Source organism: Dyella sp. 01N448 (genome assembly GCF_056399225.1).
Genome location: NZ_JBFTQX010000001.1, coordinates 398279 through 420885 on the forward strand (window position 1 = coordinate 398279; position 22607 = coordinate 420885).

Here is a 22607-nt window from a genome sequence, read left to right on the forward strand (position 1 = left end):
GCCGGCATGCAGCTCCCTTGTAGGAGCGCACCTTGTGCGCGACCGCAGAGTTGCGGTGTACCGCTCCGTAGGTTTGTCGCGCACAAGTGCGCTCCTACAACTAGCGGCTTGTCGGTTCTAACGAATACTCGCTGGCTGGAGCTCTCTCTTGTGGGAGCGCACCCTGTGCGCGACAGCACGCTGCGGTGTACCGCTCCGTAGGATGGTCGCGCACAAGTGCGCTCCTACAAGGTTTTCGCCAGGTGCCTTACATCGCCGGCCTGGTGCGCAACAGCGAATCCACTGCTTGCTGCCATTGCGGCGATCCCAGCGGTGATTGCGGGGCTTCCTGGCCCAGCTTGTGCTGAACGGCGGTGTTCCATTCCGAGGAGCCGCGGTCGGGGCCGTGGCCGTCGTCGGTGATGTGCAGGCGGTCGTCGACCCATTCGTACCACTGCGGGGAGCCGAGTTCGGCGTTGTCGGGCGTGCTGATTGCCGTGGCTTTGGGCGCGGGTGGTTTCTGTTCGGGCGGTGGCGACGAGGGCGAGCACGCGACGAGCAGCGCGAGGGGAAGCAGGGCGAGGAAACGGCGCATGAGCCCTCCAGGTGTTACGGATCCTCTGCCGAGACTAGCGCAAGTGTCTGCGGGGCGATGAATCGCCGGAAAACATGAGGAGCAAGTTAAGAGACAGGAGTGAGTGGAGAGGAGTGAGGCGGGAGCAGGCCCGCTGACTCTCGCTCCTCTTCTCTCACTCCTCGCTTCTCAGCTGCGCGCCACCACTTCGTCGATGTGCTTGAGCAGATCCGCCGGGTCTTCATAGACACGAAACGCACCGGCATCTTCCAGCTCTTCCTCACCATAACCACCCGACAGCAACCCCACGCCAAGCGCCCGAGCGCGCTGCGCGGCCAGCATGTCCCAGATGCTGTCGCCGATGACCAGGCTGTAATGGATGTCGATGCCCAGCTGTTGCGCGGCGGCGATGAAAAGATCCGGATCGGGTTTGGCGTGGCGCACCTGGTCACGCGTCACCACCGGGACTTTCGAAGGATCCACACCCAGCGCTTCAAGATTGTGCGCGGCGGTAGTCATGCGACCGCTGGTGGCGATGGCCCAGGGAATTTCCGCGTCGGTGAGGAAGGCCAGCAACTCGCGTGCACCCGGCAGCGGACGCACCGAGCCTTGCGTGGCCTGGCGGTTGTACGCCTCGGCGTGCCACGTGCGCAGGCGGGTGAGGCGTTCCTCGGTGATTTCGATGCCGGTTTCGCGCAGCAGGATGTTGGCGAACAGGCCGCCGCTCATGCCGATCTTGCGGTGGATGCGCCATACCGAGAGCTCCACGCCTTCGCGATCGAGCGCTTCTTTCCAGGCCAATACGTGCTGGTAGACGCTGTCGACCAGGGTGCCGTCGAGATCGAACAGGAAGGCGGTATCGCTGCGTGGCATGGGAGGCGCTCGAGCTGGGGGAGGGTGCTAAAGCGTAGCACTCGCGCCGGGCGCTTCCTGGAAGCGTGATGCAACGCACGAAGCCATGTAGGGCTGGATGTCGGCTGACAGAAAACGTTCCGCGGCCTGCCTAACGTGGGCGTCGTCGAACGAGCGACTCTGGCCGGGGGCGGGGAGCGCACGTCGTCGCAAGGCGAGGCGCGCTTGCTCCATGGCGCAGCGCCGTTGGCGATCCTCGCAAATATGCACATCCCCGGCCGATCGCGCGTGCGGCGACACCATCAACGCGAACAGGGGAATCTCAATGAACACGAACAGGCTGATGGCTACGGCAGGCTTGGCAGCATGCGTGGCTGCGACTACGGCGACTGCGCAAGAAGGCTATGCGCATCTGATCTTCAGCGGCCGTGTGGTGCAGGAGGCCTGCAGCAGCGGTCTCGCACCGCTGGGCACGAACGGTGCCGAAGCGAGCTGCGGCAGTGGTAGCTCGCGCGCCGCCTTTGTCGAGAACACGGCGATCGCCCGAAACACTACGGGCGTCGCCATGCTCGATTATTTTGCCGATCGACCCGACGGTGGCCGCAAGCTCGTGGTGACGCGCCAATACCGTTGAGCACCGCCAACGGCTGACGACATTCAGCCGTTGGGCACCAGCGCTTTGCCGGCGTCGAGCACGGCCAGTGCGGCGGCGCCGAGCAAACCCGGATCCGGATGCATCATGGCGACGGTAGGCACCTGCTCCATGGTCTCGCGGAAGCGGCCCTTGGCTTCGAAGCGCTCGCGGAAACCGCCATGCTTCAGCCACGGCAGCAGGATCGGCAGCATGCCGCCGGTGAGATAGACACCGTCCCAGCCGCCCAGGCTCAACACCAGGTCGCCCGCCACGCTGCCGAAAATGCCCGCGAGTGTTTCCACCGTGCGCACGCACAGCGGATCGCTGCCCGACTCGGCGCGCGCGGTGATGTCTTCGGGCGTGTATTCCTCCGGCGGCTGGCCGGCGATGTCGGCCAGGGCGAGGTAAAGATTCACCAGGCCGTTGCCGCAGATCATGCGTTCGTTGGAGACGCGGCCGAAGCGCGAGTTGAGGCGATGCAGGATCTCCACGTCTTCGGTGGTGTGCGCGGCGAAGCCGGCATGGCCGCCTTCGGTTTCCAGCACCATCCAGCGACCTTCGCGACGCATCAGGCCAGCCACGCCAAGACCGGTGCCCGGACCCACGACGACAAACGTTTGTGTTTCGCGCGTGCCCAGTTCGGTGATCGGCTGCGGGCCGACCGAGGACAGCTGATCGCGGGTGTGCAGCGGCACGGCCATGGCCTGCGCGGCGAAATCGTTGACCAGGTGCACCGCTTCCATGCCCAGCTCCGCTTGCAGCGCATGCGCCGCGACCTGCCAGGGATTGTTGGTGACCTTCACCGTTTCGCCTTCGCTGACGCGACCGGCGGCGGCGATGATGGCGCGCTGTGCGGTGAACCCCGTGTCCTTGAAGTATTCGCGCATGGCTTCGGCCAGCGAGTCGTGATCCTTGACCCGGTAGCGGCGCACGCTGTCCTCCATCAACGGGTTCGCGCGGCCCGTATCAGCCAGTGCAAATCGCACGTTGGTGCCGCCAAGGTCAGCAAGCAAGGTCGGGGCGGCACGGGCGGGTGTTCTCATGGACGGTCCTGCACTTGGGGAGACGGTAAGCGTGACTCCCTCGGGCTTTTTCGTCCAGTACTGCGGTGCAACGAAAAGCTGCCATTCGCGACCGAATGGACGGCCTTATGGCCGTCCACTGGTCTTTGGCATGTTTCTACGGCGTGGGCGCCGATCAGCCGCCCAGGTAAGCCGCCGGCGTGGCGCCGAAGCCTGCCTTCACGTGCTTGGCGGTGTCGTCCGCCAGCACTTCGGCGTCGTCGCGCTCCAGCGCTTCCAGGGTGCGGGCGGCGATATCGGCCGGGCTGGTCTTGGGCGCATCGACATGGCTGACCATGTCGGTGTCGATGTAGCCGGCATGGATGCCGAGCACCTGGGTGCCCTGCGCGCGCAACTCGATGCGCAAGCTGTTGGTGAGCGCCCATGCGGCGGCCTTGGTCACCGAGTAGGCGCTGGTGCTGTCCAGGCTCAGCCAGCTCAGGGCGGAGAGCATGTTCACCAGGGCGCCGCCGCCGTTCTTTTTCAGTACTGGCGCAAAGGCGGCGCTTACCGCGTACACACCGTACAGATTGGTTTCCATGATGCGACGCAGGTTGCCCTCGCCATCGGCCGCGTCCAGCAGCGGCGTGCCGCCGGTGATACCGGCGTTGTTGATCACGATGTCCACGTCCGCAGCCAGCTTTGCAGCGGCGGCGACATCCTGCGGGTTGGTCACGTCCAGCTTGACCGGCACGACGCCGGGCAGGGTGACGGTGGACGGATCGCGCGCAGCGGCATAGACCTTGCGCGCGCCGGCGGCCAGCACGGCCTTGGCGAAGGCGAGACCGAGGCCGCGGTTGGCGCCGGTGATGAAGACAGTGGAACCCTGGATTTTCATGATGGTGTGTCCGGTAGCGGGGTGGGAGAGAACGGTGATTATTTATATGACCAAAATCATATAATTCGAGTACTCGCCAGTTTCAAGGGCGCGGCCGAATTTTTTTTGCATCGGCGCCCTTCACGCCGCCCTCACAAAAAGTCACTTGCATTTCGCAAGTTACCATTTATATGATGATCGTCATCTAATGCAGTAGGGCCCGTCGCCGTGCGCCACACCACCGCCGAAAACATGCAATGCCCGATCGCCCGCGGACTGGACCGGGTGGGCGAGTGGTGGAGCATGCTGATCCTGCGCGACGCTTTTTATGGCTTTACGCGCTTCGACGATTTCCAGACCAGCCTGGGGATCGCGCCGAACATCCTCAGCCGCCGCCTGGCGATGCTGGTGGAAACCGGCATGCTCGAGCGCCGCCGCTACAGCACCCGTCCGGTGCGCCACGAATACGTGCTCACCGAACGCGGCCGCGATTTCCGCCCGGTGCTGCTGGCGATGATGGCCTGGGGCAACCGGCACTTCGCCGAGGAAGGCCAGGCCATCGAGCTGATCGATCGCCAGCTGGGGCACATCGTCGAACCGGTGCTGGTCGATCGCCAGACCGGCGAACCCATCACCCGCGAACGCCACGAATTGCGCGCCGGCCCCGCCGCCAGCGAGCGCATGCGAGCGCGCATCGAATTTCGAAATTCACGGGCGCAAGCCCTGCAAACCCTTTCCCATCCCAAGTCTCCGGAGTCACTCCCATGAATGCCGTCACCGTTGCCGAGCGAGCGGACGCACCCGCCGTTACGGAATCCGCCCCCCGCAGCCGGAAAAAGCAGCTGCTCAGGCTCGCCATCGGCGCGGCGGTGATCGCCGGCGTGATCTATGGCGGCCACTGGTGGAGCGTGGGCCGTTTTATTGAAGACACCGACGATGCGTATGTCGGTGGCGATGTCACCGTGATCGGCCCGAAGGTGCCCGGCTATATCACGCAGGTCGCGGTGACTGACAACCAGGTGGTGCACGCCGGCGACCTGCTGGTGAAGATCGATGATCGCGACTATCGCGCCGCGCTCGCCAAGGCTGATGGTGCAGTCGCTGCGCAGGAAGCCCTGCTCGCCAATCTCGACGCCACCGAAAAACTGCAGCTGGCAGTGATCCGCCAGGCGCAGGCCAGCGTGGCGGCGGCCGCTGCCGAAACGCAGCGCTCGCGTGACGACGAAGCGCGTTACCGCGATCTCTCCAGCCGCTCGGCGGTGTCGATCGAAAGCGCGCAGCGCGCCGATGCCACGTACAAGACGGCGCGCGCCGGTTCGGACAAGGCGGATGCCTCGCTGGTCGCCGCGCAGCGCCAGATCGACGTGATCGAATCGCAGAAGCAGCAGGCACGCGCGGCCTTGCAGCAGGCGAAGGCCGAACAAGACATTGCGCGCCTCAATCAAGGCTATACCGAGCTGCGCGCACCGGTGGATGGCGTCGTCGGCAACCGCCGTGCACGCACCGGCGCCTATGCCGCGGCGGGGACGCAGTTGCTGTCGGTAGTGCCGGCGCGTGGCCTGTGGGTGGACGCCAACTTCAAGGAAGACCAGCTCGCCCGCATGACGGCCGGGCAGTCCGTGGAAATTCGCGCCGACGTCGTGCCTGGCCGCGTATTCCACGGCCATCTCGCCAGTCTCGCCCCGGCCACCGGCGCGCAGTTCAGCGTGCTGCCGCCGGAGAACGCCACCGGCAACTTCACCAAGGTCGTGCAGCGCGTGCCGGTGCGCGTGGTCTTGGACAGCAAGGACGACGAACTGGGCGTGCTGCGTCCCGGTCTTTCCGTGGTGGCTGACGTGGACACGCGCGGCAGGGTCGCCACGCCATGAGCGCTCATGCCGCCAGCGCACCGCTGAGCGGGCCCATCGATCCGGCCGCGCTCAGCGTCGCGCAGAAAGTATTCGCCTTCGCCAGCATGTGCGTGGGCATGTTCATCGCCTTGCTCGACATCCAGATCGTGTCCGCGTCGCTGCGCGATATCGGCGGTGGCCTGTCGGCGGGCGCGGATGAAACGGCCTGGGTGCAAACCAGCTATCTGATCGCGGAAATCGTGGTGATTCCGCTGTCGGGCTGGCTGTCGCGCGTGATGTCCACGCGCTGGTTGTTCGCTGCGTCGGCGATCGGTTTCACCATCACCAGCATGCTGTGCGGCATGGCCTGGGACATCAAGAGCATGATCGTGTTCCGCGCGCTGCAGGGTTTCCTGGGCGGCTCGATGATCCCGATGGTGTTCACTACCGCCTTCGTGTTTTTCCAGAACAAGCAGCGCGTGATCGCGGCGGCGACCATTGGCGCGATCGCCTCGCTGGCGCCCACGCTTGGGCCCACGCTGGGCGGCTGGATTACCGATCACTCGTCATGGCATTGGCTGTTCTTCATCAACCTGGTGCCCGGCATCTTCGTCGCGGTGGCGGTGCCGATGCTGGTCAATATCGACCGCTCGGATTATTCCCTGCTGCGTCACGCCGACTACCTCGGCATGGTGCTGCTGGCGATCTTCCTCGGCTGCCTGGAATACACGCTGGAAGAAGGTCCGCGCTGGAACTGGTTCAGCGACCAGGTGATCCTCACCACGGCGTGGCTGTCAGGGCTGGCGGGCGTGGGCTTTATTGCGCGCAGCCTGACTTACGATCATCCCGTCGTTGATCTGCGCGCACTGCGCGACCGCAATTTTGCGCTGGGCTGTTTCTTCTCCTTCGTCACCGGCATCGGCCTGTTCGCCACCATCTATCTCACGCCGCTGTTCCTCGGCCGCGTGCGTGGCTACAGCGCGCTGCAGATCGGCGAGGCGGTGTTCTCCACCGGCGTGTTCCAGATCCTCAGCATTCCGCTCTACACCTTTCTGGCCAAGCGCTACGACCTGCGCTGGATCATGATGGCGGGGCTGGCCGTGTTCGCCATCTCCATGTGGGACTTCACGCCGATCACGCATGACTGGGGTGCACACGAACTGCTGCTGCCGCAGGCCCTGCGCGGCATGGCCCAACAGCTGGCGGTGCCGCCGGCGGTGACCCTCACCCTGGGCGGCCTCGCACCGAACCGGCTCAAGCTCGCCTCGGGCCTGTTCAACCTGATGCGCAATCTTGGTGGTGCCATCGGCATCGCGGTGTGCGCGACCATCCTCAACGACCGCACCAATCTGCATTTCTATCGCCTGTCCGAACATCTCAACGCGAGCAACGAAGCGATGAACGGCTGGCTGGCGCAGACCACCGGCCATATCGCCGAGCTCGGACAGAACGTCGACGACGCGACCAATGGCTCGCTGCATCAGCTGTGGCAACTGGCGTATCGCGAAGCGCAGACGCTTTCTTACGCGGACGCCTTCCTCGCCATTGGCCTGTGCTTTGTGGTGGCCACGGCGATGGTGCCGTTGATGCGCAAGGTGGCGCCGCCCGCTGCGCCGTCCGCCGATGCGCACTGATCCGATCTTCTACTTTCTTCGAGATATCACGATGAACACTTCGCTTTCGTCATCTGCCGGCGCGTCACGCTCATCATCGCGTCGCCACTCGTTAACTCTAGGCGCACTTGCGGCGGCCCTGATCGGCCTGGCCGGTTGCACGGTCGGCCCGAACTATGTGCGGCCAGAGGTGAAAACCAATGCCGACTACGCCAGCCAGTCGATGCTGCAGCAGCGCGACGCCACACGTGCCGCACCGGAGCTCGATGTTTGGTGGCAGGGTTTCGATGATCCAGAACTCACCCGCATCATCAGCCGCGTGATGGCCCAGAACCTCGACCTTGCTGCGGCAATGGCACGCGTGGACCAGGCACGCGCGGCCGCACGCGAGGCAGGTGCACAGCTCGCACCGCAAGGCAGTCTTGATGGCCAGGTGGTGCAGCAGCATCAATCGACCAAGGGCCCGCTGGGCGAGATCGCCAGCCAGACGCCCGGCTACAAGCGCTCTCAGACGCTGGAAACCCTGGGCGTTGGCGCAAGCTGGGAGCTTGATCTTGCCGGCGGCCTGCATCGTGGCGCCGAAGCGGCGGATGCCGAAGCGCAGGCAGCCGAAGCCAGCCAGGATGGCGTGCGCGTCTCCGTAGCCGCCGAGGCCGCGGACAGCTACTTCCAGGTGCGCGGTGCGCAGGAACGCATACGCCTTGCGCAGCAACAGATCGATACGGAAAGCCAGCTGCTCGAACTAGTGAAGGACAGGCTGGCCGGTGGCCTGGCGACTTCGCGCGAAGTGGCACAGGCACAGGCGCTGGTGTTGCAGGCCAAGACCACCTTGCCGCCGCTGCGCATCACGCTGGCGCAGCAGCTCAATCGCCTCGACGTGCTGATGGGCGCCGCGCCCGGCACCTACGCGGCGGAACTGAAGGATCACGCACCGACCTTCACCGTGCCGGTGATCGGCACCGATGGCGGCCCGGACATGCTGCTGCGCCGCCGCCCGGACGTGATCGCCGCCGAGCGCAAGCTCGCCGCATCGAACGCACGCATCGGCGTTGCCGTGGCCGAGTACTACCCGAAGGTGTCGCTGGGTGGCCTGCTCGGTTTTGAAAGCCTGCAGAGCGGCTCGCTGTTCTCCTCCCAGGCGTTCCAGCCGCAAGCCGTGCTGGGCCTGCATTGGCGCTTGTTCGACTTCGGTCGCGTGGATGCCGAAGTGGCGCAGGCCAAGGGTGCGAATGCCGAAGCGCTGGCGCAATATCGCCAGTCCATGTTGCGTGCCACCGAAGACGTGGAGAACGCCATCGTCTCGCTCGCGGAGCTGGAAACCCAGCACCGCGATCTGATCCTGGAAGTGCAGGCCCACGTGCAGGCCCGCGATGCCGCGCAGGATGCCTACAAGGGCGGTGCGGTAAGCCTGATCGAAGTGCTGGATGAAGATCGCCAGTTGCTAACTTCGCGCGACCAGCTTGCCCGCGTGCATGCCGACGACGCGCGCGCCGCAGTGGCTACGTTCCGTGCACTGGGTGGCGGCTGGTCCGGCAGCGAGGCGAAGGACGTGGCAGCGCGTTGAGCGCTGCCGTGCACGGGAGTTATTTCGAAGGTGCGGGCGTTGGCGGGACCTGGTCTTCCGCATCCGCCTTGAGCTCATTGGGATCACGCACACGTGGATCGTAACTCGTCATCAATGGCTGTCCGACCGGCGGCTTGTCGCGCAGACCCGCCACCTGATTTGCCGTCACCGCGCCGCCGCGATTACCCCAGCTGGAGCGGACGAAGGTGAGGATGTCCGCGATCTGCTGATTGTTCAACCGCTCGCGGAAGGCCGGCATGCTGAACTGCGTGGGCGCGTCGCGGCCGGCCGGCATGGTGGCGCCATGCAGCACCAGGCGCACAGCGGAGCCGGGATTCTCGCCGTTCAGCACGGGATTGCCGGCAAGCGCTGGATAGACCTGTCCATAGCCGTGGCCGTCGGTGCGATGGCAGGTGGCGCAGTTGTCGATATACAGCTGCGCACCCGGTGCGCTCACGTTGCCGCTGTAGAGCGCCGTGTGCGTGGCCGCGTCATAGGTCACCGCCTGTTCCTGCCGCGCCGCCGGCAAGGACTTCAGGAAGTGGACCATGGCAGCGAGATCCGCATCGCTCATGTACTGCGTGCTGTGCTCGATCACGTCGCTCATGCCGCCAAACACGGCACTGCGTTCGGTGCGGCCGGATTTGAGCAGGGCGATCAGCTCATCCTCCGGCACACTGCCAAGACCGCTGGCCAGTTCGCCGCGCAGGCTGGGCGTGACCCAGTTGTCGTTGACGCTGCCGCTGAGGTACGCCGGGCCATCCCTCGGACTCAATGCCTTCTCTTGCAGCGTGAATGCGCGCGGCGTGTGGCAGGCACCGCAATGCCCCAGGCCTTCCACCAGGTATTGCCCGCGCGCCATGGTCGCGTCGCCGGTGGCGGCGGTCTCGATCGGCGAGACCTTCGGCGCGAACAGCCAGCGCCAATAGGTGAGCGGCCAGCGCATGGACAGCGGCCAGTGGATGTCTTCGGCGTGGTTGTCCTGCTTCACCGGTTGCACGCTGTGCATGAAGTAGGCGTACAAGGCCTGGATGTCCTGATCGCTCACCTTCGCATACGACGGATACGGCATGGCGGGATAAAGCGTATGGCCGTCCGCATTGATGCCGCGACGTACCGCGCGCTCGAATTGGCCATAGCTGTACTTGCCGATGCCGGTATCCGGATCGGGCGTGATATTGGTGCTGTAAATCGTGCCGATCGGCGAGGCGATCGGCAGGCCGCCGGCATACGGCTTGCCGCCGGGTGCAGTGTGACAGGCGGCACAATCGCCGAGGCGGGCAAGGTATTCGCCCTGCTTGACCTGATCGGGCGTGGCCTCCGCTGCCTTTGCCGTTGGATCGCCGCCGCCACCGGGGAAAAGCATGGCAAGCAGCCATACGATTACCAGCAGCACGACCAGTACGACGATGACGCGCCACAAGCTGCTGCCACGACGAGGCTTCGCATAGGTGTTCATGCCTGCACCAGAGGCCCGGGATTCTTGAGATAGGTCTCGCGGATGGCCTTGACGGACATATACGTGAGGCCGCCGATTAGACCGGTCGGGTTGTAGCCAAGATTCTGCGGGAACGCCGACGCGCCCGTGACAAACACGTTGTGCACGTCCCAGTTCTGCTGGAAGCGATTCAATGCACTGGTTTCAGGCGAGCTGCCCTGGATCACGCCACCGGTGGTATGCGTGGTCTGGTATTGGCGCACGTCATAGTGGCCGCCGGGTTTGCGTATCGTCTGCGAGGTTTGCCTGGGCTTCATCGCATCGGCAATCTCCTGCGCCTTATCTGTCAGGAATTGCGTCATCTTGTATTCGTTGTCGTGCCAGTCGAAGGTGATGCGCAGCAGCGGCAGGCCAAACGAATCTTTATAGGTCGGGTCCAGATCAAGATAGCGATCGCGATAGGACATCACTGAGCCATGCGACTGCACGCCAGTGGTGTGCAGATAGCTGTCTTTCGCTGCGCGCTTCCACTTCTCGCCCCACGCCGGCGTACCCGGTGGCACCAGCAGTTGCTGGATCGGCCGGCCGCCGGTCTGTCCACCGAGGATGTAACCACCGCCCACGAATCCGTGCGGCCCGTGATCGAAGTGATCGGAGTTGAACTCGTCGATGATCTGGTTGCCGCCGGAGCCCGCGCCGATGAACGGATTGATCGCCACGTCCTTGTCGAAGAAGACGTTGACGTTGCTCATCATCTGGTACGCGTAGTTTTTGCCGATCACACCCTTGCCGGTGTTGGGATCGTACGGCGCACCGATGCCGGACATCAACATCAGGCGCACGTTGTGCATCTGGAACGCCGACACGATCACCAGGTCAGCAGGCTGCTCTACCTGCTGGCCCTGCGCATCGACGTAGGTGACGCCGGTGGCGCGCTTGCCGGTGGAGTCGAGGTTGATCTTGATCACGTGGCTATTGGTGCGCAGCTCGAAATTCGGCTTGCGCATCAGCACGGGAAGAATGGTGGTCTGTGGCGACGCCTTGGAATACATGAAGCAACCAAAGCGCTCGCAATAGCCGCACAGATTGCACGGACCCAGCCGCACGCCATGTGGATTGGTATACGGCCGCGACGCATTCGACGAGGGCTGCGGGAACGGCTTGTAGCCCTTCGAACGAGCCGCATCGGCAAAAAGTTTGGCGCCGTAGTTGTCGGCCACCGGCGGATTCGGATACTCGCGCTTGCGTACGCCCTCGAACGGATTGCCGCCATCCTTGATCTCGCCATTGAGATTGCCCGCGCGACCCGAGGTGCCGCACAGATACTCGAACTGATCGAGGAAGGGTTCCAGTTCGTCGTAGGTGACGCCGTAATCCTGGATCTGCATGTCCTCGGGCATGAATTTCTGCCCGTAGCGCTTGCTGATATGGCTATGGAATTCCAGGTCTTCCGGCGATGGCCGGTAGTGCTGCCCGTTCCAGTGGATGCCGGCGCCGCCCACGTTGTTGCCGAGCAGGAACGAACCGTACTGGCGATACGGCACGGCGGTTTCGTTGAGGTTGTGGCGGATCGTCACCGTCTCGCGCGCCAGCGGTTGAAACAGTTCGCCGCGGATGCCGTAAGCGAGCTCATCGGCATTGTGCGGATAGGTGAAATCAGGCGAGGTATCACGATAAGCGCCGCGTTCCAGCGCCAGGATCTTCAAGCCCGTATCGACCAGCTCCATGCCGATGATGGCGCCGGTCCAGCCAAAGCCGACCAGCACCACGTCGACCGGTTTCATGCGCATCATGATTTCGCCCCTTCGATCGACACCGGCCCAAATGGATAAACCTTGCCGGGCTGTTCGATCCAGTCGGCGTAGTCGGCGCGCGCGCCCGGAAAACCGATCATCTTCCAGGCGCCCATCAGCTTGTTGCCGCCGTACATCGGGTCGGCGAAATAGCCTTCCTTGGTGTTGGCCAGCAACTGGGTGAAGAAGGCGATCGCCGGGATATCGTCGAGCTGGATTTCACCCTTCTCCATCTGATGGAGGATGGCGTCGCGTTGCTCGGCCGGCAGCGCGGAGAACTTCTGGTTGTGCTGCTTCTGGCACCAGCTGTCGACCGAGGCGATGCCCTTGCGATAGAACTCGCGCGGCGTATAGCGCAGCTGGTAGCCAAGCGTGGCTGGCGCATCGGGCACGAACGGCCCCTGCATATACCAGAGGCCGCCATGGCCGTAGGCCGCTTCCATCTGGCGATCGAGAAATTCCGGCACACCCGCTTCGACGGCGCTGGGTCCGTCTTCATTGGGCGGGATCAATCGTTCCACCGCGGCCTGCAGGAATTCCCACTCGGGCGCCGTGAAATAACGTGGCGAGTACTTCGTTGCCGTGGCAGCTGCCGCAGGCGTAGCGGCCGTGCTGCTTTGCGTCTGCGCGATGGCGGAGGTTCCCAGCAGACTGACGGCAGGAACCGCCACCAGCGACTGTCGCAAAAAGTCGCGACGGGAAGGCGATCTGGGCTTGCTGGACATGACAACCCCTTACCAAGCGTGCGTTGCGTTCGCCGATCCTGACGCGACAGCTGAATGCAAAACGTGAAGGTTTGTTTACAGAACAAACGCAGCAGGCGAGCGGCTTGCGTGCGTTTTCCTGGAGGCGTTTGGACGCCCATCGTTCACAGTATGTCGACCACACGCATGACGACTATCGGACTTTGGTGTTGTCGGGCGATCGACACGCTGCGCATCGCCAAGGAACAGAACGAACGCTTCCCTGGTTTCGAATCCGACGTGCAACCTCCCCTTGTGGGAGCGCACCCTGTGCGCGACCGCTGCGACGGGGCAGCGACTTCGGCAGTCGCGTTCGCGCACAGGGTGCGCTCCTACAGACATAATGTCTGCGACCTCAAAAGGGGATGGGCATGGACACCTTCCGCGAACAGAGCCTGTTGCGCCTTTCAATCGGCGCGACCTTCCTGGTCGGCGTGGCCTGCGTCACCGTGGGCTTGCTGATGCGCTCGCAGGCCCTCGCCTTCGACGGTTTCTACTCGCTGGTCGACGTGGTGCTCACGGCCGGATCGCTGGCGGTCTCCCATCTGGTCACCAGCGAGGGCAGCCGGCGCTTCCAGTTCGGCTACTGGCACCTGGAACCGCTGGTGCTGGTGTTCAATGCGGCGGTGCTCACCGCGATCTGCAGCTACGGCGGCTTCACCGCCTTGCATGGCCTGCTGACCGGCGGCCACGAGCTCGCCTTTGGTTTCGGCGCGGTGTGGGCGGCGATCATGGGCGTGGTCAGCGTGGCCATGGCGCTATATATGCGCCGCCAGGCCAATGCCCTGGGATCGGTACTGCTGCAACTGGATGCGAAGGGCTGGCTGATCGGCGGCGCCATCAGCGTCGCGGTGTTGGTGGGCTTTGCCCTGGCGGCCGTGATGCAGGGCGGCCCGCTTGACCACTGGACGCGCTACATCGATTCCACCGTGCTCTTGCTGCTGACGCTCGCGCTCTTGCCGCTGCCCCTTGGCAGCCTGTGGCAGGCGCTGCGCGAAGTGCTGCAACTGGCGCCCGATTCGCTCGACCAGCGCGTGCGTGATGTGATGACGGCGATGGTAGGGGAGCGCGGCTATCTCGATTTCACCAGCTACGTTGCCAAGATCGGGCGCATGCGGTTTATCGACATCCATATCCTGGTGGATGCGTCGCGACCGTTGGGTGATATGCGGGATGTGGATGCGGTGCGCAGCGACATCGCCAGTCGGCTGGGCAGCGATATTCGGGCCGAGTGGCTGACGATTGTTTTCACCGGCAAGCGCGAATGGATGTAAGCCGCGATCACCTTGTAGGAGCGCACTTGTGCGCGACAACCCGGCGAAGCGGTGAACTGCAACTCTGCGGTCGCGCACAAGTGCGCTCCTACAAGGTGACCGCAGGCAGCGAAAACCTACCCCCGCTTCTGCAACCAATCCCCCAGCTGCTTCAACACCTGACTGCGCGCGGGCTCAGCCTCATTGAACAGCTCGCGATACGGCCGCGAGTGGATGTAAGCCGCTGCGATGTCCCCAACTGTGGGAGCGCACCCTGTGCGCGACGGCCACGCTGGGGTGTACCGCTTCGTAGGTTTGTCGCGCACAGGGTGCGCTCCCACAAGGTGCGCCGTCCGTCGCGGGACAGCGGCGGAGAAACTACCCCCGCTTCTGCAACCAATCCCCCAGCTGCTTCAACACCTGGCTGCGCGCGGGCTCGGCTTCATTGAACAGCTCGTGATACAGCGAATCGAAATAGCGCGTGGTGACTTTGTTGCCGGCCCAGCTGGCCGATGAAAAATCGCGGCTGCCGGAGGGATTGACCAGCTTGTCCGCCCCCGCCACCAGCAGCAGGGTGGGGATGGCGAGCTTCGATGCATCGGCGACTGCCGCGTCGCCTGCGCGGAAAATGAAATCCGCCAGGCGCGGCGTGATCCAGCCATGCCGCAGCGGATCGCGGCGATAGGCCGGTTCCACCTGCGGATCATGCGAGAGCTTGTCGAACGGCAATCCATTCGGCAGCGGTAGATTGGGCAGCGACCTGGCCAGTGTGGCCGCCAGCTTCTGTCGCCACACCGGCTCCCAGGTGCGCAGGGAAGGGGAGGACAGCACCATCGCCCCGGGCTGCACGCGGCGGTCGAGCACGGCGCGCGCCGCGACCAGGCCGCCCATGCTGTGGCCTAGCAACAGCGGCCGCTGTGGCCGGGCCTGAGCGTAGTCGTTGTAGACGATCGCCAGGTCTTCGAGCAGATCATCCGGATGGGACAGCGCGCCGCGCCGTCCGGGCGACTGGCCGTGGCCACGCTGGTCGTAGCTGCGCACCGCATAGCCGCGCGTGCGGAACCACGCGGCCAGGCGCTGGTAGCGACCGCTGTGCTCGCCCAGCCCATGCACGATCAGCACGGCGTCCTGCGCCCGGCTGCTGGGCCAGTCGCGCACGAACAGCGTCTGGCCATCGGCCATGGTGAGGGTGTGGGAGCGTTCGCTGCCCTGGTCGCCCGGGTGGTTCACATTGCGCACTCGACGGTAAAGGCCTGCATTCTGCAACAAGCGACGCATTTTTGGCGCTCTGCCATGCGGCCAAACAAAAGGGGAGCGGACTGGCCGGCTCCCCTTGACGCACTGCACGACCGGCGCGGGCGCCGGCCGGATCATCAGAAGTCCGCGCGGAACTCCACGCCAATAATGCGCGGGTCGTTGACGAACGCGGTGCGGTTGTTGAAGTCGATCGCACCGGTGATGTACTGCTTGTTGGTGATGTTGCGGCCGTACAAGGCGATTTCGCGCTTGCCGAAATCCCAGTTGTAGCCCACGCGCACGCCACCCTCGAGCATCGGCTTGCCGCGGAATTCCTCCGAGTCGTACAGGAAGAAATTCACTTCGCTGCGGTAGGCCCAGTCGGTGTAGATGAAGAACTCGCCACTCTCGCCATAGGGGATGCCGTAGCGCGCGGTGAAGTTGCCGATCCACTGCGGTGCGTTCGGCAGCGGGTTGCCGTTGACCAGCGCATTGCCGTCGGCGTTGAGCGGATCGAGCACGGTGCAGCCCGAGCCGCACACGGCCACGGCCAGGTTCGGGTCGTCCAGCTTGGTGTGGTTGTAGCTGCCGCCGGCGGTGAGGACGAAGTTCGGCGTCACGTACGCTTCCAGATCGAACTCGGCGCCGTAGCCTTCGGTCTTCTTCGCGTTGATCAGGCGCGTGACGTTGATGTCGCCGCCCACCGCGGTGAGCTGCTGGTTGTGCATGGTGTAGTCGTACACGTCGGCGTTGAAACGCAGACGGTTGTCCATGCCGGTGGTCTTCACGCCCAGCTCGTACGAGGTGATCGTCTCGGGCTTGGCCTGCGAGATGAAGTCGGCAAACAGCACGCGGCCCTGCACGCTCGGTGCGCGGAAACCGTTGGCGATACGGCCATACACGTTGACGTTGGGATTGAGTTCCCAGGTGCCGGTGAGGTCGCCGCTCCAGCGCGCGTCATGCGGGTTGGCGCTAAGCGACAGCGGGCCGCCGCCGATCGGCGACAGGATGCGATCAACGTGGAAGTCGCGCGAATCGTGCGACCAGCGCGTACCGGCACGCACGTCGAAATCGTCGGTGATGTGATAGTCGGCCGAACCGAACACCGCATATGCCTTGGTGGTCTGCGCCTGCTGCGCATAGCCGTCCATCACGTGGTTGGCCAGCGTGTTGTAGTCGTAATTGACGATCGCGATGTTTTCGTAGAAGTAGTACGCGCCGACCTGCCAGTTCAGGCGATCCTGCTGGTTGCTGGCCAAGCGAACTTCCTGCGTGATCTGGCGATCGTGCGGCAGCGCATCGGCGGTTTCCGACGGGAACGGCGTGACGGCCTTGTCCTGGCTGGGATTCAGCGGAATGGCGATACCGCCGTCCACGTCGCCGAGGCTGTACGTGGTGGCCTTCTCGAAACCGGTGATGGAGGTGAGCGTGTAATCACCCAGGTTCCAGGTGAGGTGCAGGTTGCTGCCCCACGAGAACAGGTGCTGGCGGTTGAGGCCGTCCTGATACACCACGTTGCGGTCAAAACCCTGGACCAGGCTGTCGCTGCCCAGCGGAATCGCGTTGGCGCGGTTGACCATCGCGCTGCCATCCAGCCAGCGGCCGTGCACATTGATCAGCGCGTTGAAATCCTGCACGTCGTACATGGCCTGCAGACGCACGGCGCGGTCGTTGTAGCCGCCCAGGTCGTCCTTCTTACCGGTGTAGTCGTTGTCGATCCAGCCGTCGCGATGCTGCGCCAGCGCCGACACACGGCCCGACCAGTTGCCGCCCAGCGAGCCACCGAGTGCGGCTTCAGCATTGGCGGTGCCCTTCGTGCCGTAAGAAGCCTTGGCGTAACCGCTGGTATCCTGGCTCGGCTTCACCGAGTCGAACTTGATCACGCCCGCCGGCGAGTTACGGCCGAACATGGTGCCCTGCGGGCCGCGCAACACTTCGACCTGCTGCAGGTCGAACAGCGGGAAGCCCTTGAGGATGGGGTTTTCCTGCACGATGTCGTCGTACACCATCGACACAGGCTGCGACGCATTCAGATCGAAGTCGCTGTTGCCCAGACCGCGGATATAAAAACGCGGGAACTCACGACCGTAGGAAGTCTCGGCGTACACGCTCGGCGCGCGGCCGGCGAGCTGCAGCACGGTGTCACCCGCCTGGCCGTAATTGCTCAATTGCTCCGCCGTCACCACCGTCATGGAGACCGGCACCTTCTGCAGGTTTTCGACGCGCTTTTCAGCGGTCACGTTGATGGTTTCGAGCTGGACGGCCTTGCCGCTTTGTCCCTTGGCCGCGCTAGCGGCGGGTGGGGTCGCGTCCTGTGCGAAAGCAGTCGTTCCTGCGGCAAGGGCACTGGCAATGGAAAGGGCGAGCAACGCGAAACGCGTCTGGCTGGCGGCGGTCATTGGATGGTCCCCGGAGAATGGAAGCAAAGAGCGAATAGAGGCGGAAAACGCCGCAAGAAGTCAGCGTAAGAAGGCGGCTTAACGATATTGTCACGTAATTCTGGCAAGGGTTGAAGCGAATTTTCTTTCGAAAAGTTGGCAAAACCCCTTGACGCCCCCATGTCTCTCCCTCTGAGAGCGGCTTGAGCGACACTTAAGTCCATGCCCCTGCACGATTTTCATCCAGCAGTTGCGGCCTGGTTCCAGGGAGCCTTTCCTGAACCCACGGCGCCCCAAAAAGCGGCTTGGCCATCCATACGGTCAGGCCGGCACACGCTTGTGGCCGCACCGACAGGCTCAGGCAAGACGCTGACGGCGTTTCTCTCCGCCATCGATGGCCTGGTGCGCGAAGGCCTGGCCCACGACGGCGCACTGCCTGAAGCCACCACCGTGGTCTACGTGTCGCCGCTCAAGGCACTGTCCAACGACATCCGCATCAATCTGGAAGCGCCGCTGGAAGGCATCCGCGCCGAACTGGCCAAACTAGGCCTGCCCGATGTGGACATCCGGACGGCCGTACGCACCGGCGACACACCGCAGGCCGAGCGCAACCTGATGCGCAAGCAGGCGCCGCATATCCTGGTGACCACGCCCGAATCGCTATACATCCTGTTGGGCTCTGAGTCGGGTCGCAGCATGTTGTCGACGACGCGCACGGTGATCGTGGATGAAATCCATGCGCTCGCTAACAGCAAGCGTGGCGCGCATCTGGCGTTGTCGTTGGAGCGGTTGGAGTCGTTGTGTCAGCGACGACTGTTGCGGATTGGGTTGTCGGCGACGCAGAAGCCGATTGAGGATGTGGCGAAGTTTTTGGTGGGGGCAGATGCTCTGCTCCCTCTCCCCTCCGGGGAGAGGGCTGGGGTGAGGGGCCAATCTAGCGATACGCTCGCAAAGAAGCGCGCTTCGAAAAAGACCGAGGCAAGCCCCGACCCCTCATCCGACCCTTCGGGCCACCTTCTCCCCGCAGGGGAGAAGGAAAACAGCGTCAACATCATCGACGTCGGCCACGCCCGCGACCGCGATCTGGCCATCGAAGTCCCCCCAGTCCCCCTCGAAGCCGTCATGTCCAACGACTGCTGGGAACTGATCTACAACCGCCTCACCCAACTGGTCGAGTCGCATCGCACCACCCTGGTCTTCGTCAACACCCGCCGCATGGCCGAACGCGTGGCACGCCACTTGTCCGAACGCATGGGCAAGGAAGCCGTCGCCGCGCATCACGGCAGCCTCGCCAAGGAACAACGCCTTGACGCCGAGCAGCGCCTCAAGCGCGGCGACCTGCGCGTGCTGGTGGCCACCGCATCGCTGGAACTGGGCATCGACATCGGCGACGTGGATCTGGTGTGCCAACTCGCATCACCGCGTTCCATCGCCGCCTTCCTGCAGCGCGCCGGCCGCTCCGGCCACGCCGTCAACGGCACGCCCAAGGCTCGCCTGTTCCCCACCTCGCGCGACGACCTGGTGGAATGCACCGCACTACTCGATTGCGTGCGCCGCGGCGAACTCGACACCCTGATCCAGCCGCCGCAACCACTGGACGTGCTCGCGCAACAGATCGTGGCGGAAGTCGCCTGCCAGGAATGGAGCGAAGACGCGCTCTACGACACGCTGCGTCGCGCCTATCCCTACCGCGATCTCACCCGCGAGCAGTTCGATGCCACCGTGCGCATGCTGGCCGACGGCTTCACCACGCGGCACGGCCCACGCGGTGCGTATATCCATCGCGATGCCGTGAACCGGCAATTGCGTGCCCGCCGCAATGCGCGACTCACCGCCATCACCTCCGGCGGCGCCATTCCCGACACCGCCGATTACCTGGTGGTGCTGGAGCCGCAGGCCACCATCATCGGCACCGTCAACGAAGACTTCGCCGTGGAAAGCCTCGCCGGCGACGTGTTCCAGCTGGGCAACACCAGCTACCGCATTCTTCGCGTCGAGCGCGATCGCCTGCGCGTGGAAGATGCCCAGGGCGTGCCGCCGAATATCCCGTTCTGGCTGGGCGAAGCGCCCGGCCGCAGCGCCGAGTTGTCGCATGGCGTGTCGCGCCTGCGCGAGGAAATCGCCACGCGTCTCGACGAAGGCGGCGTGCCAGCCGTGCTGCATTGGCTGATGCACACGCTCGGCATGAACGAGTCTTCCGCGCAGCAGCTGGCCGAATACATGGCCGCCGCCAAGGCCGCGCTGGGCGTGCTGCCCACGCAGGAAACGCTGGTGTTCGAGCGCTTCTTCGACGAATCGGGCGGCACCCAGCTGATCATCCACACGCCCTGGGGCAGCCGCATCAATCGCGCCTGGGGCCTGGCGCTGCGCAAGCGCTTCTGCCGCCAGTTCAATTTCGAACTGCAGGCAGCGGCCACCGAAGACGCCATCGTGCTGTCGCTGTCCACCAGCCACAGTTTTCCGCTGGAAGAAGTGGCGCACTACCTGCACTCCAACACCGCCGAACACGTGTTGATCCAGGCCTTGCTGGACGCGCCGCTATTCCCCGCGCGCTGGCGCTGGAACGCCACCACCTCGCTGGCCCTGCCGCGCTTCCAGGGCGGCAAGAAAGTGCCGCCGCAACTGCAGCGCATGAAGAGCGAAGACCTGCTCGCCGCCGTCTTCCCCGATCAGGTGGCCTGCCTGGAAAACATCGTCGGCGAGCGCGAGATCCCAGATCACCCGCTGGTCAACCAGACCATGCACGACTGCCTGCGCGAAGCGATGGACGTCGACGGCCTGCTGCACATCCTGCACGGCCTGGAAGACGGCTCCATCCAGGTAGTCGCGCGCGACCTGGCCGCCCCCAGTCCGCTCGCCAGCGAAGTACTCACCGCCGCGCCGTACGCCTACCTCGACGACGCACCGCTGGAAGAACGCCGCACCCAAGCCGTGCAATCCCGCCGCTGGTCCGACCCCGAAAGCGCCGACGACCTCGGCCGCCTCGATCCCGACGCCATCGCCTCGGTACGCGAAGAAGCATGGCCGCAAGTGCGCAGCGCCGATGAAATGCATGAGGCCCTCACCATTCTCGGCGGCATCACGCAGAGCGAAGCAGATGCGAACGAAGGCTGGAACGACTGGCTAAAGAGCTTGGCCAAAAATTCCAGGGCCACGCGCTTGGCTCCCTCTCCCCTCCGGGGAGAGGGTTGGGGTGAGGGGTCACTCTTGCCCCAGTCCAGCTCCGCGCACATCTGGACCACCGCCGAATCCCTACCCAAGTGGCAAGCCGTCCACCCAACGGCGACGCTGCACCCACCCATCGATACCCCGGCCGAATACGCCGCGCAACCCTGGACCCACGAAGACGCCCTACTCGAACTAGTCCGCGGCCGCCTGACCGGCTCCGGCCCCATCACCGTCGCGCAACTCGCCACATCACTCCAAGTCGAGCCCAGCGCCATCGACCTCGCACTGCTGCGCCTTCAATCCGAAGGCTACGTCATGCAAGGTCACTTCACGCCCGGCACGCACGACATCGAATGGTGCGAACGCCACCTGCTCGCACGCATCCACCGCTACACCATCGGCCGTCTGCGCCGCGAAATCGAACCCGTCAGCCGCCGCGACCTGATGCGCTTCCTGTTCGAATGGCAGCACGTAGCCCCCGGCGCACGCCTCAGCGGCCCCGATGCACTCCCGGCCGTGCTGACCCAACTGGAAGGCTTCGAAGCCGCCGCCGGCGCCTGGGAAAGCGAACTGCTGCCGACGCGCATCAACGACTACTCCATCACCTGGCTGGACGAGCAAATCCGCGCCGGCCGCGTCAGCTGGAGCCGCCTGCGCAGCGGCACCGGCAATGGCGGCGGCCCCGTGCGCGCCACGCCCATCGTCCTGCTGCCACGCCGCAGCTCGCCCATCTGGACCAACGCCGCGGCCACCGATGCGAACCCGCAGGACATCGTCGTCTCCTCACGCGCGCAAGCCGTGCTCGACGCATTGCGCGACCACGGCGCCCTGTTCTTCGACGAACTGCTGAGCGACACCCACCTGCTGCGCACCGAACTCGAAGACGCCCTGGGCGAACTCGTCGCCGCCGGCCGCGTCACCGCCGACAGCTTCGCCGGCCTGCGCGCCCTGCTAGTCCCCGCCGCCAAACGCGACGCAAACCGCCACCGCCGCCTGCGCAGACACATGCTCACCGGCATCGAAGACGCCGGCAGATGGTCATTAGTAAGGTCAAACCGCGCAACTCTTCTCCCCTCCGGGGAGAAGATGCCCGGCAGGGCAGATGAGGGGCGGGTGCTCGCGGCAAGGTCGCCAAATGCGAGCACCAAACTCGACCCCGACCACCTGGAACACATCGCCCGCAGCCTCCTCCGCCGCTACGGCGTCATCTTCTGGAAACTGCTGGAGCGAGAAGCCTCCTGGCTCCCCACCTGGCGCGAACTCCTACGCGTCTACCACCGCCTGGAGGCACGAGGCGAAATCCGCGGCGGCCGCTTCGTCGAAGGCCTCGTCGGCGAACAATTCGCCCTACCCGAAGCCATCACCCGCCTGCGCGCCGTACGCCAGCAAGAGCCGCAAGGCGAACTCGTCCTCATCAGCGGCTCCGACCCACTCAACCTGGTCGGCACCGTCCTGGCCGGCAACAAACTCCCCGCCGTCACCGGCACCCGCGTGCTCTACGAAGACGGCGCCGCCGTAGCGGCCTGGGTCGCCAACAAACCGCAATGGCTGGTGGAATCGACCACCGCCCAGCAACAGCTGTGGCGCAACGCATTGCTGCGCCGCGCGGATGCGGATGGTCTTAAAGCGGATGCGCGAGCTGCGGGCTTCTAGCTCGCCATTCCGGCAAGCGCCC

16 protein-coding genes are annotated in these 22607 nt (G+C 64.7%); 7 read left to right on the forward strand and 9 right to left on the reverse strand.

Annotation, left to right across the window (positions count from 1 at the left end; all coding sequences use genetic code 11):
- Positions 1–247: 247 nt before the first annotated feature.
- The gene (locus AC1DKY_RS01780; RefSeq protein WP_441602036.1) at positions 248–574 is read right to left on the reverse strand and encodes a hypothetical protein; all 327 of its coding nucleotides are present in this window, start codon (positions 572–574) and stop codon (positions 248–250) included.
- Between the two features lie 168 nt (positions 575–742).
- Positions 743–1426, reverse strand: a complete 684-nt coding sequence (locus tag AC1DKY_RS01785) for an HAD family hydrolase (RefSeq protein ID WP_441602037.1) — start codon at positions 1424–1426, stop codon at positions 743–745.
- 304 nt (positions 1427–1730) lie between these two features.
- On the opposite strand from AC1DKY_RS01785, the gene AC1DKY_RS01790 reads away from it, so the two are divergent.
- Complete coding sequence (locus AC1DKY_RS01790) at positions 1731–2039, forward strand: hypothetical protein (RefSeq protein ID WP_441602039.1); 309 nt, start codon at positions 1731–1733, stop codon at positions 2037–2039.
- Positions 2040–2062: 23 nt separating this feature from the next.
- Here the strand turns inward: AC1DKY_RS01790 and glk are convergent, their stop codons facing one another.
- Entirely contained in the window at positions 2063–3082 is a 1020-nt protein-coding gene (gene glk / locus AC1DKY_RS01795; RefSeq protein ID WP_441602040.1) for a glucokinase, read from the reverse strand.
- A 154-nt stretch (positions 3083–3236) separates the two neighbouring features.
- A complete protein-coding gene (locus AC1DKY_RS01800) occupies positions 3237–3938 on the reverse strand; it encodes an SDR family oxidoreductase (protein ID WP_441602041.1) in 702 nt (233 codons plus the stop codon).
- Between the two features lie 207 nt (positions 3939–4145).
- Here AC1DKY_RS01800 and AC1DKY_RS01805 point away from each other — a divergent pair, with 207 nt between their 5' ends.
- The 4 genes from AC1DKY_RS01805 to AC1DKY_RS01820 are packed head-to-tail and all read left to right on the forward strand — an operon-like array spanning position 4146 to position 8923.
- Positions 4146–4685 carry a winged helix-turn-helix transcriptional regulator gene (locus AC1DKY_RS01805; protein WP_441602042.1) on the forward strand — a complete coding sequence of 180 codons (540 nt, stop codon included), beginning with the start codon at positions 4146–4148 and terminating at the stop codon, positions 4683–4685.
- Positions 4682–5785: an HlyD family secretion protein gene (locus AC1DKY_RS01810; protein WP_441602043.1), complete on the forward strand. Its 1104-nt coding sequence runs from the start codon at positions 4682–4684 to the stop codon at positions 5783–5785. The genes AC1DKY_RS01805 and AC1DKY_RS01810 overlap by 4 nt, the downstream gene beginning before the upstream one ends.
- The gene (locus tag AC1DKY_RS01815) at positions 5782–7380 is read left to right on the forward strand and encodes a DHA2 family efflux MFS transporter permease subunit (RefSeq protein ID WP_441602044.1); all 1599 of its coding nucleotides are present in this window, start codon (positions 5782–5784) and stop codon (positions 7378–7380) included. Before AC1DKY_RS01810 ends, AC1DKY_RS01815 begins: the two co-directional genes overlap by 4 nt.
- A gap of 31 nt (positions 7381–7411) precedes the next feature.
- A complete protein-coding gene (locus AC1DKY_RS01820) occupies positions 7412–8923 on the forward strand; it encodes an efflux transporter outer membrane subunit (RefSeq protein ID WP_441602045.1) in 1512 nt (503 codons plus the stop codon).
- A gap of 19 nt (positions 8924–8942) precedes the next feature.
- Here AC1DKY_RS01820 and AC1DKY_RS01825 read toward each other — a convergent pair whose 3' ends face one another.
- Genes AC1DKY_RS01825 through AC1DKY_RS01835 form a run of 3 tightly spaced genes read right to left on the reverse strand, consistent with a single transcriptional unit; the run spans position 8943 to position 12879 of the window.
- Positions 8943–10382, reverse strand: a complete 1440-nt coding sequence (locus tag AC1DKY_RS01825; RefSeq protein WP_441602046.1) for a c-type cytochrome — start codon at positions 10380–10382, stop codon at positions 8943–8945.
- On the reverse strand, positions 10379–12154 hold the full coding sequence (locus tag AC1DKY_RS01830) for a GMC family oxidoreductase (RefSeq protein ID WP_441602047.1): 1776 nt from the start codon (positions 12152–12154) through the stop codon (positions 10379–10381). Before AC1DKY_RS01830 ends, AC1DKY_RS01825 begins: the two co-directional genes overlap by 4 nt.
- Positions 12151–12879: a gluconate 2-dehydrogenase subunit 3 family protein gene (locus tag AC1DKY_RS01835; protein WP_441602048.1), complete on the reverse strand. Its 729-nt coding sequence runs from the start codon at positions 12877–12879 to the stop codon at positions 12151–12153. Before AC1DKY_RS01835 ends, AC1DKY_RS01830 begins: the two co-directional genes overlap by 4 nt.
- Before the next feature lie 389 nt (positions 12880–13268).
- Between AC1DKY_RS01835 and AC1DKY_RS01840 the strand changes: the two genes are divergently transcribed.
- Positions 13269–14171 (forward strand): cation diffusion facilitator family transporter, encoded by a 903-nt coding sequence (locus tag AC1DKY_RS01840; protein ID WP_441602049.1) that lies wholly within the window; start codon positions 13269–13271, stop codon positions 14169–14171.
- A gap of 357 nt (positions 14172–14528) precedes the next feature.
- Here the strand turns inward: AC1DKY_RS01840 and AC1DKY_RS01845 are convergent, their stop codons facing one another.
- On the reverse strand, positions 14529–15428 hold the full coding sequence (locus AC1DKY_RS01845) for an alpha/beta hydrolase (RefSeq protein WP_441602050.1): 900 nt from the start codon (positions 15426–15428) through the stop codon (positions 14529–14531).
- Between the two features lie 95 nt (positions 15429–15523).
- On the reverse strand, positions 15524–17785 hold the full coding sequence (locus AC1DKY_RS01850) for a TonB-dependent receptor (protein ID WP_441602051.1): 2262 nt from the start codon (positions 17783–17785) through the stop codon (positions 15524–15526).
- Positions 17786–17986: 201 nt separating this feature from the next.
- Here AC1DKY_RS01850 and AC1DKY_RS01855 point away from each other — a divergent pair, with 201 nt between their 5' ends.
- Complete coding sequence (locus tag AC1DKY_RS01855; RefSeq protein WP_441602052.1) at positions 17987–22585, forward strand: DEAD/DEAH box helicase; 4599 nt, start codon at positions 17987–17989, stop codon at positions 22583–22585.
- The last annotated feature ends 22 nt before the right edge of the window (positions 22586–22607 follow it).

Coding starts and splice junctions, on each gene's coding strand:
- AC1DKY_RS01785 (WP_441602037.1), bottom strand. CDS start 1,426: ATGCCACGCAGCGATACCGCCTTCCTGTTCGATCTCGACGGCACCCTG.
- AC1DKY_RS01830 (WP_441602047.1), bottom strand. CDS start 12,154: ATGATGCGCATGAAACCGGTCGACGTGGTGCTGGTCGGCTTTGGCTGG.
- AC1DKY_RS01810 (WP_441602043.1), top strand. CDS start 4,682: ATGAATGCCGTCACCGTTGCCGAGCGAGCGGACGCACCCGCCGTTACG.
- AC1DKY_RS01840 (WP_441602049.1), top strand. CDS start 13,269: ATGGACACCTTCCGCGAACAGAGCCTGTTGCGCCTTTCAATCGGCGCG.
- glk (WP_441602040.1), bottom strand. CDS start 3,082: ATGAGAACACCCGCCCGTGCCGCCCCGACCTTGCTTGCTGACCTTGGC.
- AC1DKY_RS01845 (WP_441602050.1), bottom strand. CDS start 15,428: ATGCGTCGCTTGTTGCAGAATGCAGGCCTTTACCGTCGAGTGCGCAAT.
- AC1DKY_RS01790 (WP_441602039.1), top strand. CDS start 1,731: ATGAACACGAACAGGCTGATGGCTACGGCAGGCTTGGCAGCATGCGTG.
- AC1DKY_RS01820 (WP_441602045.1), top strand. CDS start 7,412: ATGAACACTTCGCTTTCGTCATCTGCCGGCGCGTCACGCTCATCATCG.
- AC1DKY_RS01835 (WP_441602048.1), bottom strand. CDS start 12,879: ATGTCCAGCAAGCCCAGATCGCCTTCCCGTCGCGACTTTTTGCGACAG.
- AC1DKY_RS01855 (WP_441602052.1), top strand. CDS start 17,987: ATGCCCCTGCACGATTTTCATCCAGCAGTTGCGGCCTGGTTCCAGGGA.
- AC1DKY_RS01815 (WP_441602044.1), top strand. CDS start 5,782: ATGAGCGCTCATGCCGCCAGCGCACCGCTGAGCGGGCCCATCGATCCG.
- AC1DKY_RS01825 (WP_441602046.1), bottom strand. CDS start 10,382: ATGAACACCTATGCGAAGCCTCGTCGTGGCAGCAGCTTGTGGCGCGTC.
- AC1DKY_RS01780 (WP_441602036.1), bottom strand. CDS start 574: ATGCGCCGTTTCCTCGCCCTGCTTCCCCTCGCGCTGCTCGTCGCGTGC.
- AC1DKY_RS01850 (WP_441602051.1), bottom strand. CDS start 17,785: ATGACCGCCGCCAGCCAGACGCGTTTCGCGTTGCTCGCCCTTTCCATT.
- AC1DKY_RS01800 (WP_441602041.1), bottom strand. CDS start 3,938: ATGAAAATCCAGGGTTCCACTGTCTTCATCACCGGCGCCAACCGCGGC.